17 protein-coding genes are annotated in these 17549 nt (G+C 65.2%); 5 read left to right on the top strand and 12 right to left on the bottom strand.

Features of this window, described 5'->3' with window-relative positions; all coding sequences use genetic code 11:
• Nucleotides 1-47: 47 nt before the first annotated feature.
• Genes tatB through TP2_RS01905 form a run of 3 tightly spaced genes read left to right on the top strand, consistent with a single transcriptional unit; the run spans nt 48 to nt 2292 of the window.
• Nucleotides 48-587: a Sec-independent protein translocase protein TatB gene (gene tatB / locus TP2_RS01895; RefSeq protein ID WP_038072723.1), complete on the top strand. Its 540-nt coding sequence runs from the start codon at nt 48-50 to the stop codon at nt 585-587.
• A complete protein-coding gene (gene tatC, locus TP2_RS01900) occupies nt 584-1453 on the top strand; it encodes a twin-arginine translocase subunit TatC (protein WP_038072725.1) in 870 nt (289 codons plus the stop codon). The genes tatB and tatC overlap by 4 nt, the downstream gene beginning before the upstream one ends.
• Nucleotides 1450-2292 carry an ATP-binding protein gene (locus tag TP2_RS01905; RefSeq protein ID WP_038072727.1) on the top strand — a complete coding sequence of 281 codons (843 nt, stop codon included), beginning with the start codon at nt 1450-1452 and terminating at the stop codon, nt 2290-2292. Before tatC ends, TP2_RS01905 begins: the two co-directional genes overlap by 4 nt.
• Before the next feature lie 27 nt (nt 2293-2319).
• On the opposite strand, the gene TP2_RS01910 is transcribed toward TP2_RS01905, so the two are convergent.
• From TP2_RS01910 to rocF, 3 genes are all read right to left on the bottom strand, one after another.
• Entirely contained in the window at nt 2320-3630 is a 1311-nt protein-coding gene (locus TP2_RS01910) for an NAD(P)/FAD-dependent oxidoreductase (protein ID WP_038072730.1), read from the bottom strand.
• Nucleotides 3631-3700: 70 nt separating this feature from the next.
• Nucleotides 3701-4750: an ornithine cyclodeaminase gene (locus TP2_RS01915; protein WP_038073343.1), complete on the bottom strand. Its 1050-nt coding sequence runs from the start codon at nt 4748-4750 to the stop codon at nt 3701-3703.
• Between the two features lie 5 nt (nt 4751-4755).
• Complete coding sequence (gene rocF / locus TP2_RS01920; protein ID WP_038072731.1) at nt 4756-5682, bottom strand: arginase; 927 nt, start codon at nt 5680-5682, stop codon at nt 4756-4758.
• A gap of 121 nt (nt 5683-5803) precedes the next feature.
• Here rocF and TP2_RS01925 point away from each other — a divergent pair, with 121 nt between their 5' ends.
• On the top strand, nt 5804-6229 hold the full coding sequence (locus TP2_RS01925) for an Lrp/AsnC family transcriptional regulator (RefSeq protein WP_038072732.1): 426 nt from the start codon (nt 5804-5806) through the stop codon (nt 6227-6229).
• 49 nt (nt 6230-6278) lie between these two features.
• Here TP2_RS01925 and TP2_RS01930 read toward each other — a convergent pair whose 3' ends face one another.
• From TP2_RS01930 to gltX, 7 genes are all read right to left on the bottom strand, one after another.
• The gene (locus tag TP2_RS01930; RefSeq protein ID WP_051692113.1) at nt 6279-7469 is read right to left on the bottom strand and encodes a LysM peptidoglycan-binding domain-containing protein; all 1191 of its coding nucleotides are present in this window, start codon (nt 7467-7469) and stop codon (nt 6279-6281) included.
• Between the two features lie 54 nt (nt 7470-7523).
• A complete protein-coding gene (locus tag TP2_RS01935) occupies nt 7524-8183 on the bottom strand; it encodes a protein-L-isoaspartate(D-aspartate) O-methyltransferase (protein WP_038072733.1) in 660 nt (219 codons plus the stop codon).
• Nucleotides 8180-8965 carry a 5'/3'-nucleotidase SurE gene (gene surE, locus TP2_RS01940; RefSeq protein WP_038072735.1) on the bottom strand — a complete coding sequence of 262 codons (786 nt, stop codon included), beginning with the start codon at nt 8963-8965 and terminating at the stop codon, nt 8180-8182. Before surE ends, TP2_RS01935 begins: the two co-directional genes overlap by 4 nt.
• A gap of 128 nt (nt 8966-9093) precedes the next feature.
• A complete protein-coding gene (locus TP2_RS01945) occupies nt 9094-9768 on the bottom strand; it encodes an SDR family NAD(P)-dependent oxidoreductase (RefSeq protein WP_038072737.1) in 675 nt (224 codons plus the stop codon).
• Nucleotides 9769-9854: 86 nt separating this feature from the next.
• On the bottom strand, nt 9855-10400 hold the full coding sequence (locus tag TP2_RS01950; protein ID WP_420804577.1) for a DUF1284 domain-containing protein: 546 nt from the start codon (nt 10398-10400) through the stop codon (nt 9855-9857).
• Between the two features lie 52 nt (nt 10401-10452).
• A complete protein-coding gene (gene gltA / locus TP2_RS01955) occupies nt 10453-11748 on the bottom strand; it encodes a citrate synthase (protein WP_038072739.1) in 1296 nt (431 codons plus the stop codon).
• 79 nt (nt 11749-11827) lie between these two features.
• Nucleotides 11828-13222, bottom strand: coding sequence for a glutamate--tRNA ligase (gltX, locus tag TP2_RS01960; RefSeq protein ID WP_038072740.1), 1395 nt, complete (start codon nt 13220-13222; stop codon nt 11828-11830).
• 112 nt (nt 13223-13334) lie between these two features.
• Here gltX and TP2_RS01965 point away from each other — a divergent pair, with 112 nt between their 5' ends.
• Nucleotides 13335-15449 carry a ComEC/Rec2 family competence protein gene (locus TP2_RS01965; RefSeq protein WP_240473685.1) on the top strand — a complete coding sequence of 705 codons (2115 nt, stop codon included), beginning with the start codon at nt 13335-13337 and terminating at the stop codon, nt 15447-15449.
• Between the two features lie 112 nt (nt 15450-15561).
• Here TP2_RS01965 and lexA read toward each other — a convergent pair whose 3' ends face one another.
• Together lexA and TP2_RS01975 are read right to left on the bottom strand one after the other, a co-directional pair.
• Nucleotides 15562-16275 carry a transcriptional repressor LexA gene (lexA, locus tag TP2_RS01970; RefSeq protein ID WP_038072741.1) on the bottom strand — a complete coding sequence of 238 codons (714 nt, stop codon included), beginning with the start codon at nt 16273-16275 and terminating at the stop codon, nt 15562-15564.
• A gap of 89 nt (nt 16276-16364) precedes the next feature.
• Nucleotides 16365-17549, bottom strand: a complete 1185-nt coding sequence (locus TP2_RS01975) for a molybdopterin molybdotransferase MoeA (protein WP_038073350.1) — start codon at nt 17547-17549, stop codon at nt 16365-16367.

Genomic DNA, 17549 nt, shown 5'->3' on the forward strand with positions numbered 1-17549 from the left:
ATCGCGCCCTGAGCGCGCCTGAGATCTGGCTGGAGGCCTGAGCACCCATGTTTGACATCGGTTGGAGCGAACTTCTGGTGATCGGCGTCGTGGCGCTGATCGTGGTGGGTCCGAAGGATCTGCCCAAGATGTTCCATCAGCTTGGCCGCTTCACCGCGAAGGCCAAGTCGATGGCGCGCGAGTTCTCGCGGGCGATGGAGGATGCGGCGAAGGATACCGGTCTCGACGAGGCCGCAGGTTCCGTGCGCGATCTGAAATCGCTGGCGTCCAAGAAATCGCTGGGCCTCGACGCGCTGGAAAAGGCCGCCGACAGTTTCGAGAAATGGGAGCCGAAGCTGCCCGATACCTCGAAGGCCAACGCTCTCAAGCCCGATCCTGAGGCCGCGCCGCCCACATCCGAGGCCAGCGCGGCCAAGCCTGCGGCCAAGAAACCGGCAGCCAAGAAGGCCGCGCCCAAGGCGGCGGCCAAACCGGCAGCGAAATCGAGCAGCAAGACAGCCGCCAAACCCGCCACGAAAGCGGCGGCGAAACCGGCTGCGAAGAAGGTGGCGGCGAAGAAACCCGCGGCCAAGAAGGATGACGCATGAGCGATCATGAAGAGATCGACGACAGTGCCGCCCCGCTGATCGAGCACCTGGCGGAGCTTCGCACACGCATCCTCTATTCGCTCGGGGCCTTCGTCGCGGCGATGGTGGTCTGCTACACGGTCTGGAACCCGATCTTCAATTTCCTGACCCGCCCGGTCTGTCACGCGCTGGCCTCGCGCGGCGAGCAATGCGGTCTTTACCTGATCAAATTGCAGGAAGGCTTCTTCGTCGCGGTCAACATCTCTTTCCTGGGCGGTTTTGCTCTGGCCTTCCCGATCATCGCCTATCAGATGTGGCGCTTCGTGGCGCCGGGGCTTTATCGCAACGAAAAGAACGCGTTCCTGCCCTTCCTGATCGCTTCGCCGATCATGTTCTTCCTTGGCGCGGCCTTTGCCTATTACGTGATCCTGCCGCTCGCCTTCAATTTTTTCCTTGGCTTCCAGCAGGGCGAGATCGGGGCGACGACTGGCGCCAATGAGATGGCCGCGATCGGTTTCCAGGGCTCGGTGCAGGAATATCTCAACCTGACGATCAAGTTCGTCATGGCCTTCGGGATCTGCTTCCAGCTGCCCGTTCTGCTGTCGCTGATGGGCAAGGCGGGGCTGGTCTCCTCGGGTGGTCTGGCGGGCATGCGCAAATATGCCGTCGTCGCGATCCTTATCGTGGCCGCGATTGCCACGCCTCCCGACGTGATCTCTCAGGTGATCCTGTTCACCGTGGTCTATGGCCTGTACGAGGTCTCGATCCAGCTCGTGAAACGGATCGAGAAGACCCGCGAAGCCCGGATGCGTGCTGAAGGTACCTGGATTGATCCCGACGAGTGGGACGAGGACGAGGAAGAGGACGAGAAGGGCGACAAGGCATGAGTGACGAGGCGCTGATCCGCATCGCCCATGCGCTCGAGCGTCTCTCGCCCGCGCCGCAGCCCGCGCCCGATTTCGCCACGGCCGACGCCTTCATCTGGCATACATCGCCCGACCGGCTGGAGCCGGTCGCGCAGGTGGCCCGCGTCGATCTGAGCCTGCTGCATGGCATCGACCGCTCGCGCGACACGCTTCTGGCCAACACGCTGCAATTCGCGCGCGGGGCTGCTGCGAATAATGCGCTTCTCTGGGGCGCGCGCGGGATGGGGAAATCCTCGCTGGTGAAGGCTGCCCATGCGGCCGCTGTGACCGAAGGGTTGCCGATCAAGCTGGTGGAACTGGCGCGCGAGGATCTGCCCTCGGTCGGGCGTCTGCTCGCGCATCTGCGCGCGGCTCCGGACATGCGCTTCATCCTGTTCTGCGATGACCTCTCGTTCAGCCATGACGACCAGCATTACAAATCGCTCAAGGCGGTGCTCGATGGCGGGATCGAGGGCCGGCCCGCGAACGTGATCCTTTATGCGACCTCGAACCGCCGCCACCTGATGCCGCGCGACATGATCGAGAACGAACGCTCGACCGCGATCAACCCTTCCGAGGCGGTGGAAGAGAAAGTCTCGCTGTCGGATCGTTTCGGGCTGTGGCTGGGCTTCCACCCCTGTTCGCAGGACGAATATCTCGCGATGATCCGGGGCTATTGCGACAGCTACGGCGTGGAGATTTCCGACGAGGAACTGCGCGCCGAGGCCATCGAATGGCAGGCCACGCGCGGGGCGCGGTCGGGCCGTGTCGCATGGCAGTATTTCACCGATCTGGCGGGGCGGCGCGGGATCGCGCTCTAACCGGCTCCGGGGCGCGGGGAAGGGGGCTTACACTCCCAGCTTGTCGCGCAGCGCGTACCACCACGACCCCGCGACAGAGTAGGGCACGCGGAAAGTGCGCCCGCCGGGGAAGGGAATCCAGGGCAGTTTCGCAAACGTATCGAACCGGGTCAGATCACCGTTGATCGCCTCGGACAGGATGCGCCCGAAGGTGTGCGAGCCCGTCACGCCATGCCCCGAATAGCCATGCGCGAAATAGGTGTTCGCCCCGATCCGGCCCATCTGCGGCACCCGGCTGAACGAGAGCGCGAAATTGCCCGACCAGGCATAGTCGATCTTCACGCCCTTGATCTGCGGGAAGACCTTTTCGAGGTTCTTCCAGAGCTTCGCCTTGATGTCTTTCGGATCGGCCCCGCCATAGACCGTGCCGCCGCCGAACAGCAGGCGGTTGTCGGCGGACATGCGGTAATAGTCGAGGATGTAGCGCACGTCCTCGATGCAGACGTCCGACGGCATCAGCGCGCGGGCCTGCGCTTCGCCCAGCGGCTCGGTCGCCATCACCTGCGTCGAGACCGGCATCACGCGGCGCTCCAGCGTCGGCACCACATGACCGAGATAGGCATTGCCGCAGAGCACCAGCGTCTTCGCGGTGATCTGGCCCTTCGTGGTCCTGATGACGGGGCGCGCGGCGTCCGTGTCGACCGAAGTGACGGGCGACATCTCGTAGATCGTGCCGCCGAGGCTTTCCACCGCCGCCGCCTCGCCAAGCGCGAGGTTCAGCGGATGAAGATGGCCGCCCTTATGGTCGATCATGCCCCCGGAATAGAGGTCCGAGGCCGCGTGTTCGCGCATCTGATCGCGGCTCAGCATTTCCTGGCTGTCGATGCCGTAGCTGCGCCAGAGCTTCCAGCGCGCCTCCAGCTCCTGCATATGCTTGGCCGTAAGCCCCGCGAAGACATTGCCGTGTTTCAGATCGCAGTCGATGCCATAGGTGGCGATGCGCTCGCGGATGATGTCGCCGCCTTCCATCACCAGACCGGCGACAAAAGTCGCGGTGTCCTTGCCATAGCGGCGCTCAATCGTGTCGAGGCTCGCGTTCAGCCCGTTCACGATCTGCCCGCCATTGCGCCCCGAGGCGCCCCAGCCGATGCGTGCGCCCTCGACCACGGTGACGCTGTAGCCCTTCTCGGCCAGATGGAGTGCGGTCGAAAGCCCCGAGAACCCGGCGCCGACGACGCAGATATCGGCCTCGACCTCGCCCACGAGTTCAGCACGCAGCGGGGACGGGTTGGCCGATGCCGCGTAATAGCTGCCGGTATGGCTGCCGTCGCCCGCATAGGGATGGTTGGGATAGGTCATGTCGCGCTCTCGTCTGAGGTGGGCATTTTCGCCCTCGGTGCCACGCACCGCGCCCGAGCGCAAGCGGGGCTCAGCCCGCCCGCGTCAGCATCCCGAACAAATCGCGCGGATCGTCGGGGTCTGCCAGAAGATCGAGCATCTGCGCATATTCACCCTGCTGCACGCGGTCATGGACGTAACGCAGCGCGCTGAAATCCTCGATCGCGAAGCCCACGGAATCGAACAGCGTGATCTGCTTGGCGTCGCGGCGGCCTTCGGCCTCGCCACGCATGACCTTCCACAGCTCGGTCACCGGGTGGTCCGCGTCGAGCGCCTGGATCTCGCCCTCGATGCGGGTCTGCGGCGGGTATTCGACGAAGATTTCCGAGCGGGTGAGGATGTCGCGATGCAGCTCGGTCTTGCCGGGGCAGTCGCCGCCGATCGCGTTGATATGCACGCCGGCGCCCACCATGTTGTCGGTCAGGATCGTCGCATATTGCTTGTCGGCGGTGCAGGTGGTGATGACCTGCGCGCCCTCGACGGCCTCCTCGGCCGAGCGGCATTTGGTAACGGTAAACCCTTGTGCGGTGAGGTTCTTCGCCGCCTTTTCGGTCGCCGCCGGGTCGATGTCATAGAGCCGCAGCGTGTCGATCCCGCAGATCGCGCGGAAGGCCAGCGCCTGGAACTCGCATTGCGCGCCATTGCCGATCATGCCCATGACCGTCGCACCTTTCGGGGCGAGGTATTTGCCCACCAGCGCCGAGGTGGCGGCGGTGCGCAAAGCCGTCAGCAGCGTCATCTCGGTCATCAGGAGCGGGTAGCCCGTCGCGACCGACGAGAGCACGCCAAACGCCGTCACGGTCTGATGCCCGGTGCGGCCGTTCGTGGGGTGGCCGTTGACATATTTGAACCCGTAATTCTCGGCATCGGCCGTCGGCATCAGCTCGATCACGCCCTCCGCCGAATGGGAGGCCACGCGCGGGGTCTTGTCGAAATCGGGCCAGCGGCGGAAATCCTCCTCGATATAGGCGGCGAGGTCGCGCATCACCTGCTCGGGGCCGATCGCGTTTACCAGTCGCATCATGTTGGCGACCGAAACGAAGGGCACGAGGGCCAGTTTCGAGGGGGCGAGAGGGGTCATATCCATCAGTAGCTCCGTGTCATGCGGTCGAGAACGCGCCGGCCGAAGAGGCTCGCGGCGAGGTCGCACAGCAGTTTCGCCGTGCGCCCGCGTTCATCGAGGAAAGGGTTGAGCTCGACGATGTCGAGCGAGGTCAGGAGGTCGCTGTCACCGACCTCTTCCATGATCAGATGTGCTTCGCGGAAGGTGGCGCCGCCCGGAACGGTCGTGCCCACGGCAGGCGCGATCCCGGGGTCGAGGAAATCCACGTCGAAGCTGACATGCAACAGCCCGTTGGCGGCACGCACCCGGTCGAGGAAGGCGCGCAGCGGGGCCAGCACGCCGGTCTCGTCGATCGCGCGCATGTCATGGACTTCCATGCCGATCTTCTTGATCCGGTCGCGTTCGGCCGGATCGACCGAGCGGATGCCCATCATGCAGAAATTCTTCGGATCGATGGTCGCTTCCAGCGGCGGGAAGGCTTCGAAATCGGGCTGGCCGGTAACATAGGCGACCGGTGTGCCATGCAGGTTGCCGCTGGTGGTGGTCATCAGCGTGTGCAGATCCGGGTGCGCATCGAGCCAGAGCACGAAAAGCGGGCGGTCAAGCGTCTTGGCGTGACGGGCCAGCCCGCTCAGGGTGCCTGCTGCCAGCGCGTGATCGCCACCGATGAAGATCGGGCGGTCGTGGTTCTGTGCGGCCTCAAACGCTGCTTGCGAGAGGGCCTCGATCCAGGCGCGGGTCTCGGCGAGGTCATGGATTGCGGGGTTCTTGTGCGGCACGGGCTCCTGCGGGTCGATCGAGAGATCGCCGAGGTCGTTCACGTCCCAACCCAGCTCGGTCAGGATATCGCCCAGCCCTGCAATACGCAGACTGGCCGGCCCCATGATGCAGCCGGGTTGCGAGGCGCCAGTTTGAATGGGCGCGCCCAGAATCGAAGCTGTGCGTGTCATCGTGATCTCCCTTGTTGGTCCTAAGATGCCGAAATGGGGTGCGGGTTTCTCTTGTCAATTTGCGCAAATCGGAACTATTTTTGATCACTTTGATCAGTACTCTGCGCAAAACGGAGGCAACATGCAGCTCGACGATACGGATCGCGCGATCCTCGCAGCCTTGCGCGCGGACGCGCGGCTCTCGGTAACCGATCTCGCGCTCAAGGTTGGGGTGTCTCGCACGACTGCGCGCACGCGGCTCGAGGCACTGGTCGCCTCTGGCCAGATCCGGCGCTTCACCATCGAGACCGAGACGGATGTCGAGGGGCAGGTGCGCGCGATCACGATGGTTGAATTGCAGGGGAAGATGTCGCGCGCGGTGATCCGGGCGCTGCACCGTATTCCCGAAGTGGCAACGGTCTACGCGACCAATGGAAACTGGGATCTGGTGGCCGAGATCCATGCCGAGACGCTGGGCGCCTTCGACCGGGCGCTGCGCGATATCCGGGAGATTCCGGGGGTGCTCAACAGTGAAAGTTGCCTGCTGCTCGCGCCGGTCGCAGGCTGAGAGGCAGAATGACGAGCGGGCTGACGAAAGGGTCAGCCCGCACATCGGATCAGTTCAGGTATGGCATCGGGTCGACCGAGTCGATCCCCTTGCGCACCTCGAAATGCAGGTAACCGGGATCGCCGGGGGCAATCTTGGCGATGGTCTGCCCGCGCTTCACGCTCGCCCCCTTCGAGACGGTGATGCCGGTCACGTTGTAATAGACCGTGACGAGCCCGTCGGGATGTTTGATCGCGAGGAAGGAGACATCGTCGGTGTCCTGGCTGATCAGCAGGACCGAGCCGCCTTCAGCTGCCTTGACCGCAGTGCCGGGGGCCGCGGAAATGTCGATCCCGTCATTCTTGCCCTTCTTGTAGGGGCGGATGATCGCGCCTGAAACCGGCATCATCATCTGCGCGCTGTCCGAGGCCTTGGTGCGATCGGCGCCCAGATCGGGGGCGGCGGTCGTTTTCACCGGCTCGGAGGCCTTGGGCGGGGACTGGTTGGGCAGAGGCTCGGTCGCCGAGGGCGGAACCGGAGTGGGCGAGCCCGTACCTGGCGCTGTGGTCGAGGTCGCGGTCTCGACCCGTGCGGGCTGGCGGTTCGCCGCGACCGGGATCATCAGCACCTGACCTTCCCGCACGCTCAGATCGTTGGGCAGACCGTTCCAGTCGGCCAGCGCCTTGACCGGCACGCTGTAGTAACGCGCGATGGAATAGGCCGTCTCGCCGCGCGCGACCTTGTGACGGATCGGCTCGGGCGTGGTGACCGGGGTGGCGGGCCTCGGTGCGGTTGTGGTCGCGGGCTGGTTGGCCTGCGCCTTGTCGATCGCGTTCGAGGCAAGCGAGGTGATGTCGATGGTTTCGGCGGTGAGCGCGCTGGGATTGGACGCAGTGCCTCCAGCGGCGACCTTGTTCGGCAGCGCCAGAACCTCGCCCGATCCGAGCGTCGCATTGGGCGCGATGGCGTTGTAACGCGCAAGCGCGGCCGGGTCGGTCCCGATGCGCTGCGCGATGCTCGTCACGGTATCGCCGCGCCGGGCCACCACGACCTGATAATTGGGATAGGTGATGATGCCGTTGGCATCGGGGCGCGGGCGGTCCTGCACGGCCTGCTGGGCGGCGGCGGTCGTGTCGAGCCCGCCATTATTGCCATAGCCGCGCAAGTCCAGGTCAAACCCGTTGGGGTTACATGCGGCCAGCGCCGTCAACGCAACGCCTCCGGCCAAAACCAGCCGCAACCGGGAAAAATTCGATGCCATCCGCTCAGTCCTCACTGTCTTCGGGCCTCTGGAGGGCCCTTCGATACCTGCCACTCAATCGCTCGCCATGCCCTCGACGAGGGGAACGAACCGCACCGGGCGCAATTCTTCATAGTCGAAACCTGTCTCGAGCCGGCGCACCCGGATCAGGCTCTGCACCGTGTCCGACTGGCCCACGGGCAAAACCATGATACCTCCGATCTTGAGCTGGGCCAAGAGCGGCCCCGGAGGGTCTTCGGCTGCCGCGGTCACGATGATTCTATCGAACGGGGCCTGATCGGGCAGCCCGCGCGAGCCATCTCCCGCGATCGCCACGATATTGGGCAGCGCAAGCACCGTGAACACGGCCTCGGCCTCGCGCACCAGCCGCCGATGGCGGTCGACCGTGTAGACGCGGCGGGCAAGCTGGCTCAGGATCGCCGCCTGATAGCCCGAGCCGGTGCCAATCTCGAGCACGGTATCGCGTGGGCCCGCCTGCAGGGCCTGGGTCATCAGCCCTACGACCGAGGGTTGGCTGATCGTCTGGCCGCAGGCGATGGGCAGGGGCATGTCTTCATAGGCGCGATCGGCAAAAAGCCCGCGCACGAAGCGCCCGCGGTCGATCTCTTCCATCGCCGAGAGCGTGCGCGCATCGGTGACCCCCTTCGAGCGCAGCGCGAAGAGGAAGCGCATCTTGCGCTCGGCCAGATCCTCCTGCGACGGCTCCTCGCTCATCCCAGACGGGCCTCCAGATCGGCCAGAACGTCATGCGCGGTCAGATCCGCCCGCATCGGTGTGACCGAGATATAGCCATCGAGGTTCACCGCTGCATCCGTGCCGGGCTGGGTCGGGGTGTGCTGCGGGCCGCCCTTGATCCACAGGAACCGCCGCCCCGAGGGCGCGTGATGCGCTTCGGTGGAGAAATAGCAATCCTTGCGGAAGCCCTGGGCCGCCACCTTGTGACCCTTCACATGCGCGGCGAGGACGGGCGGGAAATTCACATTGTAGAAGACCCGGTAATCCCCATCGTCCCAGATCCCGTTGTCGAGCAGCCTGCGCACGAGCGCCGCACCATGGACGCGGGCGGCCTCGAACATGTCGGGCGCGTTGAACACCTCCGGCCCGAGGAATTGCGACATCGCGATCGCGGGCACGCCTTGCAGCGCCGCCTCCATCGCGCCGCCCAGCGTGCCGGAGTAGAGCGCATTATCGGCCGAGTTGTTGCCCCGGTTCACGCCCGAGAGCACCAGATCAGGGCGCTGGCCTTCGAGCACATCGTAAAGCCCTGCCATCACGCAATCGGCGGGGCTGCCCTCGGCTGCAAAGCGCCGCTCGGAGAGCTTCGAGATCATCATCGGGCGGGTATAGGAGATGCAATGACCGACGCCGGATTGCTCGAAGGCGGGGGCCACGGTCCAGACCTCGCCATCCGGGCCTGCGATCTCTTCGGCGATTTCGCTCAGGACTTCGAGCCCCGGCGCGTCGATCCCGTCGTCATTTGTGATGAGAATGCGCATTCCGCCCCCGCTGTCCTGCCGTTCCACCCGATGCTTAACGCGGGGGCGGGCAAGGGTAAAGCGGACCCGCGCCACAGGGCGCGAGTGTCGCCAAAGCGCCGCAGGACGGTGGGATCAGATGTGGCCGATCAGAGCGCCGCGAGAATGCGTCGCGCCTCGTCATGACGATCGGCCAGCACCGAGCGATCTTCGCCCGGGAAAAACCGCCCGCGCAGAGCGGTTGCCATGGGCTTCGGCTCGGCGATGACCACGCGCGGCCCGATCTTCGCGGTCTCCGCCTGCCAGCTACGCACCATCGCCATCTGCGCGGCTTTCGTTGCGCCATAGACGCTGAAAAATTTCTGTCCCGCGCGGTGGTCGTCGAAGAACAGCGCCGTGCCTTGCCGGGCCAGCAATAGGGGCTCGATCAGCCCGATCAGCTGCGCCGTCGCCGTCATGTTCACCGCGGTCGATTTCGCAAGTTCTTTGGCGTCGATATGGCCTGCCGGGCACAGGGGGGCCGCATGGATTGCCGTATGCACCCAGAGATCGACGCCTCCCCAACGCGCGCCCACCGATTGCGCCAGATGCGCCATCTGCTCGGGCTCGGTCACATCGAGCGGACCGAGCGAGGCACTGCCACCCACGGCCTGGATCCGGTCATCCAGCTCTTCGAGAGCGCCCGAGGTCTTGGCGACAGCCATGATATGCCAGCCCTCGGCGGCCAGCGCCTCGGCAATCGCGGCGCCGATGCCCCGCGAGGCGCCGGTGACAAGGGCGAGTTTCTTGCCCTGAGAAGGGTCTTGAGTCTGATCCGTGCTCATGGCGCGGGTTGTGCCACCGCGCGTGGTTCCGCGCAAGCGTCGCATTGCGCTCTGCGACACCGGCACGCAGATTTCGCCATTGCGCGTCAGCGGTCCGCCTTGAGCCGATCCAGAGCCTTGGCGCACATGCCGCCGGCCAGCCACTGGCAGCCGGAGCAAATCTCGTTCAAGGCGCCCGCCGGCAAGGCCGCCATTCGATCCAAGGCCTCGCCCCAGCGCAACACATCCCCCGGCGCGACTTCGAGCGCGCGCGCATGGGCGGCGTCGAGCCGCGCGATCCGGTCTTGCGCCACGCAAAGCGCGCCGCGCCGCGAAGGGCAGGGCGCACAGATGTCATCTGCGGCTGCGACCACCTCGATCTTGACGTCCTCGCCGTCGGGGCGCCGCAAGCGCCCCCCGACGATCGCGCTCATATTCGCGGTGAAGCCTTCCGAATAGCCTTTCCCCTCGAAGCCCAGTGAACACAGAAAATGATGAGGGCGAAATTTCAGGCGCTCACACATGGGGCTTCTTCTTGATCCAAATATCTCGGGGTGAGCGCGCTGCGGCGCGCGAGGGGCAGAGCCCCTCCCTTGCCTTCCGTTGCCACGACACGGCGGCGGCGGGGCACACAGCCCATCCCCGTTTCCCATAGTGAACGGGCCGAAGGTTTCCCCTCGGCCCGCTCAAACCTAATAGAAAAGATCAGCGCTTTTCGACATCCACGTAGTCGCGGAAAGTCGCGCCGGTATAGAGCTGGCGCGGGCGACCGATCTTGTTGGTCGGATCCTCGATCATCTCTTTCCACTGCGAAATCCAGCCCACGGTGCGCGAGAGCGCGAAGATCGGGGTGAACATCGAGGTCGGGAAGCCCATCGCCTCGAGGATGATCCCCGAGTAGAAATCGACATTCGGATAGAGCTTCTTCGAGACGAAATATTCGTCCTCGAGCGCGATCTTCTCGAGCTCCTTGGCGACCTGAAGCGTCGGGTTGTCGTGGATGCCGAGCAGGTCGAGCACCTCGTCGGCCGATTCCTTCATCACCTTCGCGCGCGGGTCGAAGTTCTTGTAGACGCGGTGGCCGAAGCCCATCAGGCGGAAGGGATCGTCCTTGTCCTTGGCGCGCTTGATATATTCCGGGATCTTGTCGACAGAGCCGATCTCGCGGAGCATCTCGAGGCAGGCCTGGTTGGCGCCGCCATGGGCCGGGCCCCAGAGGCAGGCGATACCGGCTGCGATACAGGCGAAGGGGTTCGCCCCCGAGGAGCCCGCCAGACGCACGGTCGAGGTCGAGGCGTTCTGTTCGTGATCGGCATGGAGCGTGAAGATACGGTCCATCGCCTTCGCGAGTGCCGGCTCGACCTTGTAGGGCTCGGCCGGGACCGAGAAGCACATGTTGAGGAAGTTCTCGGCGTAGCTCAGATCGTTGCGCGGATAGACGAAGGGCTGACCGATCGAATATTTATAGGCCATCGCGGCGATCGTCGGCAGTTTCGCGATCAGGCGCATCGAGGCCACTTCGCGCTGCCAGGGATCGTTGATGTCGAGGCTGTCGTGATAGAAGGCCGACATTGCGCCCACGACACCCACCATCGTCGCCATCGGGTGGCTGTCACGACGGAAGCCGCGGAAGAAGTTGTGGATCTGCTCGTGGATCATCGTGTGACGGGTGATCCGGTATTCGAAATCCTCCATCTGCGCGCGGGTCGGCAGTTCCCCGTAAAGCAGCAGGTAGCAGACTTCGAGATAATGCGACTTCTCGGCCAACTGGTCGATCGGGTAGCCGCGATAAAGAAGCTCGCCCTTGTCGCCGTCGATATAGGTGATCTTCGATTCGCACGACGCGGTCGAGGTGAAGCCCGGGTCGTAGGTGAAGACATCGGCCTGACCGTAGAGCTTGCGGATGTCGAGCACATCGGGACCGGCGCTGGGCGAGAGCACGGGAAGCTCATAGGTCGTGCCGTCAAGCGAAAGCGTGGCGGTCTTCTGGTTTTCTGCCATGTAAAATCCCTTTCAATCGTCCGGCTGGGCCGCGCCGGGATGTCGCGTCCGGGTCAGGCCCGGAGAGGGCGGCCAGGCCTCAGGCCGCCTGATCGTCGAGACGGGCCAGAGTTTCCTCCTGGCCCAGAACGAGCATCATATCGAATACGCTGGGAGTGGCTGCGCGGCCGGCCAGAGCCGCCCGCATCGGGCCTGCGACCTTTCCAAGACCCAACCCATGCGCTTCTGCGACCTGTCCGACGACAGTCTCCAGTTCTTCCCGCGACCAATTAGCGCGTTGCAGCGCAAAGGTCAATTCTCTCAGTATACCACGGGATACATCATCGAGCGCCTTCGCCGCCTTCTCCTCGACCTCAATCGGCCGCTGTGTCAATGAGAAGTGCGCCTTTTCAAGGAGTTGCGGCAGAATTTTCACGGAGCCCTTGATGAAGGGCAGCGTGCGCAGAAGCGCATCTTTCTGTGCAGAATCGAGCGCGGGTTTTTCTGCGGCTGCGAGATAACCTTCGATTTCGCTCAGTAATTGGGCATCTTCGGTGATCGCGATGTGCTGGCCGCAGATATTCTCGAGCTTCTTGAAGTCGAGCCGCGCCGGCGCCTTGTTGATTCCGGTGATGTCGAACCATTCCTTCGCCTGTTCGTCGGTGAAGAACTCGTCATCGCCATGGCTCCATCCGAGGCGCGCGAGGTAGTTGCGCATGCCCGAGGCCGGGTAGCCCATTGCCTGATATTGCTCGAGCCCGACCGCGCCGTGGCGCTTCGACAGTTTTTTGCCGTCGGGGCCGTGGATCAGCGGGATATGCGCGAAGGTGGGCACGTCCCAGCCCATCGCGCGATAGACCAGCATCTGTCGCGCCGCGTTGACGAGGTGATCATCCCCGCGGATCACATGGGTCACGCCCATATCATGGTCATCGACGACAACGGCCAGCATGTAGGTGGGTGTGCCATCCGAACGTAAACAGATCATGTCATCGAGTTGATCGTTGCGGATCGTCACGTCGCCCTGCACGGCATCGGCGATTACGGTTTCGCCCTCGCGCGGGGCCTTCAGGCGGATCACATAAGGCGCGTCCGGGTAGGTCGAGGGATCGGCATCGCGCCAGGGCGAGGGGAACATCTTGCCCTTGTTTTCCGGCTGCTCGCGGAAGGCCGCGATTTCTTCCTGCGTTGAGAAGCACTTATAGGCCCCGCCCGTTTCGAGCATCTGGTGTGCCACCTCGGCATGGCGCGCAGCCCCCTCGAACTGGCTCACCACCTCGCCATCGTAATCGAGCCCGAGCCAGTCGAGCCCCTGCAAGATCGCCGTCGTCGCCTCCGGGGTCGAGCGTTCGCGGTCGGTATCCTCGATGCGCAGCAGGAACTTCCCTCCGCGTCCGCGGGCGTAAAGCCAATTGAACAGCGCCGTGCGTGCGCCGCCGATATGCAGGTAGCCGGTGGGCGAGGGGGCGAAACGGGTGACGATCTGATCGGACATCGGGGGCCTTTCTTCGCAGGGCTCTCTGGGCCTGCATTAACCTTTCGGAAACCATGACGCGCTTAGGCTGTCTCGCGTGGATGCATAAGCAGGGACGGGGCCGAGGACAAGCATGGCTTGGGATGCGCAGGCGCCCGATTGGGCGGAACCGCCGCAAACAGCCCCGCGCTGGCCGGTTTGGCTGCGCGCTTGCCTCGGCGGGATCGAGGATCCGCTTGGCGCAATGTCGCGGGCGCGGTTGCAACTCTTTCTCTGGATGCCGGTGGCACTTGCGGGGGGCGTCGGCGTCTATTTCGCGCGCCTGACGGAGCCCTCCGCCTCTGAATATGCGCTGGCCGCCGGTCTGGCCCTGATGGCGGCCGTGCTCGCCCTTCGCGCGGCGCTGCCGATGCGCTTCCCGGCGGCGCTGGTGATGCTTGCGGCCCTCGGGTTCCTTCTGGCCGGGCTACGTGCTCACTCCGTTGCAGCGCCGGTGCTTTCCTTTCGCTATTACGGTCCGGTGACGGGCCGGATCGTGATGATCGACCGCGCCGCCTCCGACCAGATCCGGCTGACGCTCGACACCGTACGGCTCGACCGCGTCAGCCCTGCGCGCACGCCCGCGCGGGTTCGCGTAACGCTCCATGGCGCGGTTCCCGAGGCGCTCGAGCCCGGAGCGCAGGTGATGATGAGTGCCCATCTCTCGCCGCCGCCACCGCCAGCGGCGCCCGATGCTTACGATTTCCGCCGCTCTGCCTGGTTCGATCAGCTCGGCGCGGTGGGCTACACGCGCAGCCCCGTTCTGCGCGCAGCACCACCCGATCCGCGCGACTGGGCGCTCGCCGCTCATCGAACGCGGATGCGCCTGTCGCAGGCGATTCAGGCGCGCATCACAGGCCAGCCCGGCGCGATCGCCGCCGCGCTGATGACCGGCGATCGCTCGGGGCTGAGCGAGGCCACGCGCGAGGCGATGCGCCGCTCGAACCTCGCCCATCTCATCGCGATCTCGGGGCTGCATATGGGGATGCTGGCGGGGTTCGTCTTCGGGCTGGTGCGCTATGGGCTCGCGCTGGCGGGCCGCCCGGCGCTGATCTGGGCCACGAAGAAACTCGCCGCCGTCGTCGCCCTGATCGCGGCGACGGCGTATCTCTGGCTCGCCGGACCCGCCGTGTCGACCCAGCGCGCCTGGATCATGGTGAGCGTGATGTTGGGCGCGGTGCTGATGGACCGCCGCGCGCTGAGCCTGCGCACGGTCGCGCTGGCCGCAAGTCTTCTGCTGATCTGGAAACCCGAGAGCCTGACCGAGCCCGGTTTCCAGATGTCCTTCGCCGCGACGACTGCGTTGATCGTGGCGCTCGGCCCTTGGACGCGCGCGGCTCGCCGTCTGCCGCGCCTGTTGCGACCCGTTCTGATGCTGGTCGCGACCTCGCTGATTGCGGGCGCGGCCACCGCTCCGATCGTGGCAGCGCAATTTCACCGGCTGTCGGAATATGGCGTGCTCGCCAATCTGCTCGCCGTGCCTGCAATGGGGCTTCTGGTGATGCCAATGGGCGTGCTGGCGGCGATCCTTGCGCCGCTCGGGCTGGCCGGACCCGCGCTCTGGGCGCTGGGGCTTGGCACGGGCTGGATCCTGCGCGTGGCCGACTGGGTCAGCGGGTTCGAGGGCTCGGTGCTCGCAATCGCGCAGCCCGATCCGCGGGTTATCCCGCTTCTTGCCCTTGGCGCGCTCGGTCTGATCCTGACGCGCGGCGTCGGTCGCAGCGTCAGCGTGATCGCGATCCTCGCCGCAGCGCTGCTCTGGAGCCGCGCTCCCACAAGTCGTCCTGCGCTCCTGATTGCGCCCGAAGCCCAGCAGGTCGGGTTGATGACGGCAGAGGGCCGCGCGCTCTCGAAACCCGGCGCGGGGTTCATCTCCGGTCGCTGGCTCGAAGCCGATGGCGATCCCGCTTCTGTCGAAGAAGCTGCCAAGCGCCCGGCCTTCACCGGTACCCGTGCCACGCGCCAGACGCAATTTCGCACCGCTCCGCTGATTCACCTCACCGGAAAATCCGCCCCCGACCGCCTGGACGAGGCCTGCACACCCGGCGCGATCGTGGTAATCGCCGCACGCATTCCTGAGGCGCCTCGCACATGCGAGCTTTGGGATCTGACGCGCCTGCGCGACACCGGGGCGGTGGCGATCGACAGCGAAGGCCGGATTACCACAGCCGCTCAGACGAAGGGTCGCCGCCTCTGGACCAGACCCTGATTTCCAACTGCCCGAAATATCCCCGCCGGAGGCAGATCTGCCGCTACCGCAGACGCGCGAAAACAGAAAAGGGCGCCCCGCTGGACGCCCTTGTTTGCTCCGACTGAGACGCTCAATAGCTGCGGATCAGCCCGACGAGCCGGCCCTGTACCCGGACCTGATCGTCACGCAAAAGACGCGTCTCGTAAGCCGGGTTTGCCGCCTCCAGCGCGATCATCCCGTTACGGCGATAAAACCGCTTCAACGTCGCCTCGTGCCCTTCGACCAGCGCCACGACGATGTCGCCATTGTCGGCGGTGCCCTGTTCGCGGATCACAACGATATCGCCATCGTTGATCCCGGCCTCGATCATCGAGTCGCCCTTGACCTCAAGCGCGTAATGCTCGCCGCGCCCGCCCAGCATGGCACCGGGAACCGCGACGTGATGCGAGACTTCCGAGATCGCCTCGATCGGGACACCGGCAGCGATCCGGCCCATTACCGGCAGTTCCAGCGCATGAACCGCCTCAACGGGCATCGCGCCACGCGGCGGGTCCACCTTGTTGCCCTTGATCACCTGCGGCGCGAAACCGCTCTCGCTGCTGATCGGTGCGCCGAGTTTCTTCTCCAAGGCCTCGGGGAGCTTCACGATCTCGATCGCGCGGGCCCTATGAGCGAGGCGACGGATGAAGCCGCGCTCTTCCAAGGCGGTGATCAGCCGGTGAATGCCCGATTTCGACCGCAGGTCGAGCGCGTCCTTCATCTCATCGAAAGAAGGCGGAACACCGTCCTTCATCATCCGTTTTTGAATGAATTCCAGCAATTCCAGCTGTTTGCGCGTCAACATTCGCGATCCTCCGATCCCGGGACAGGGCGTTTGTTCAAGGATTGTTCTACCCTTGTTCCCGCAGCCTGTCAACGCTTGCGCGCTTGGGCTCAGTCCAGCGGCAGGATATCGACCGTCTCGCCTGCCTTGCGCGGCCCATCGCCGATTGGTCGGATCAGCAGGCAATCGGCTTGCGACAGAATGCTGAGCATTGCCGAGTCCTGATTGTCGAAGGGCGTGACGCGGGGCAGGGGATTGCCCGGTTTGAGGCGCGCGCGCATGTAGTGCGTGCGCGGACCGGTCGGGCCGGTATCGACGGCCAGTTGCGCCTGTTGCACGCGGCTCTCGGGCGGCAGCCCCGCGAGCTTGCGCAGCATCGGACGCAGGAACAGCTCGGCGCAGACCGTGGCCGAAACCGGGTTGCCCGGAAGGCCGAGCATCGCCGCCCCGCCCATTCGGCCCGCCATCAGCGGCTTGCCGGGGCGCATCGCGATCTTCCAGAAACGGCGTTCAAGGCCCAGTTCCTCGGCCACGTCGCCCACAAGGTCGTGCGCCCCGACCGAGGCGCCACCAGAGGTCACCACCAGATCGGCGCCTTTCGCGAGTTCGAACACCGTGCGCAGGCTATCGCGGTCGTCGCGCGCGATCGGCAACATGCGGGCTTCTGCGCCCATGCGTTCGGCCAGAGCCGCGATGATGAAGCTGTTGGAGCAGATGATCTGGTCCGGCCCCGGTTCCTCGCCCGGCATCACCAGCTCGTCGCCCGTGGCGATGATCGCGACGACGGGACGGCGGCGCACGGTGACCTCCGAGACATTCATCGCCGCCAACAGACCCAGATCGCGGGCGGTCAGCGGGCGTTCGGGGCCAAAGCTCTCACCTTGCGCGAAATCCTGCCCCTCGGGGCGGATATTGTTATGCGTTTCAAGCTCTTGCGGCAGGGTGATCGTGTCGCCCTCGCGGGTGACGTTTTCCTGCAAAACCACCACGCCATTCGGCCCCGGCACCGGCGCGCCGGTGAAGATGCGTACCGCCTGACCGGGGGTGGGCGTGCCTGCGTAAGCACGCCCGGCAGCGGCCTCGCCTTCGACGGTGAGTTTAGCACCCGGCAGGTGATCGGCCACGTCGAGCCAGTAGCCATCCATCGCCGAGGCCGAGAAGGGGGGCTGGGTCAGCCGCGCACTCGCAGGCTCGGCCATCACCCGGCCCACGGCCGCGCGCAGCGGCACGACCTCGGTGCCGAGCGGTTCGACCAGCGCCAGAACCTTCTCCAGCGCGTCCTCGACCGGCAACAG

Origin of the sequence: Thioclava pacifica DSM 10166, from assembly GCF_000714535.1 — a bacterium.
In the GTDB taxonomy this organism is placed as follows: domain Bacteria; phylum Pseudomonadota; class Alphaproteobacteria; order Rhodobacterales; family Rhodobacteraceae; genus Thioclava; species Thioclava pacifica.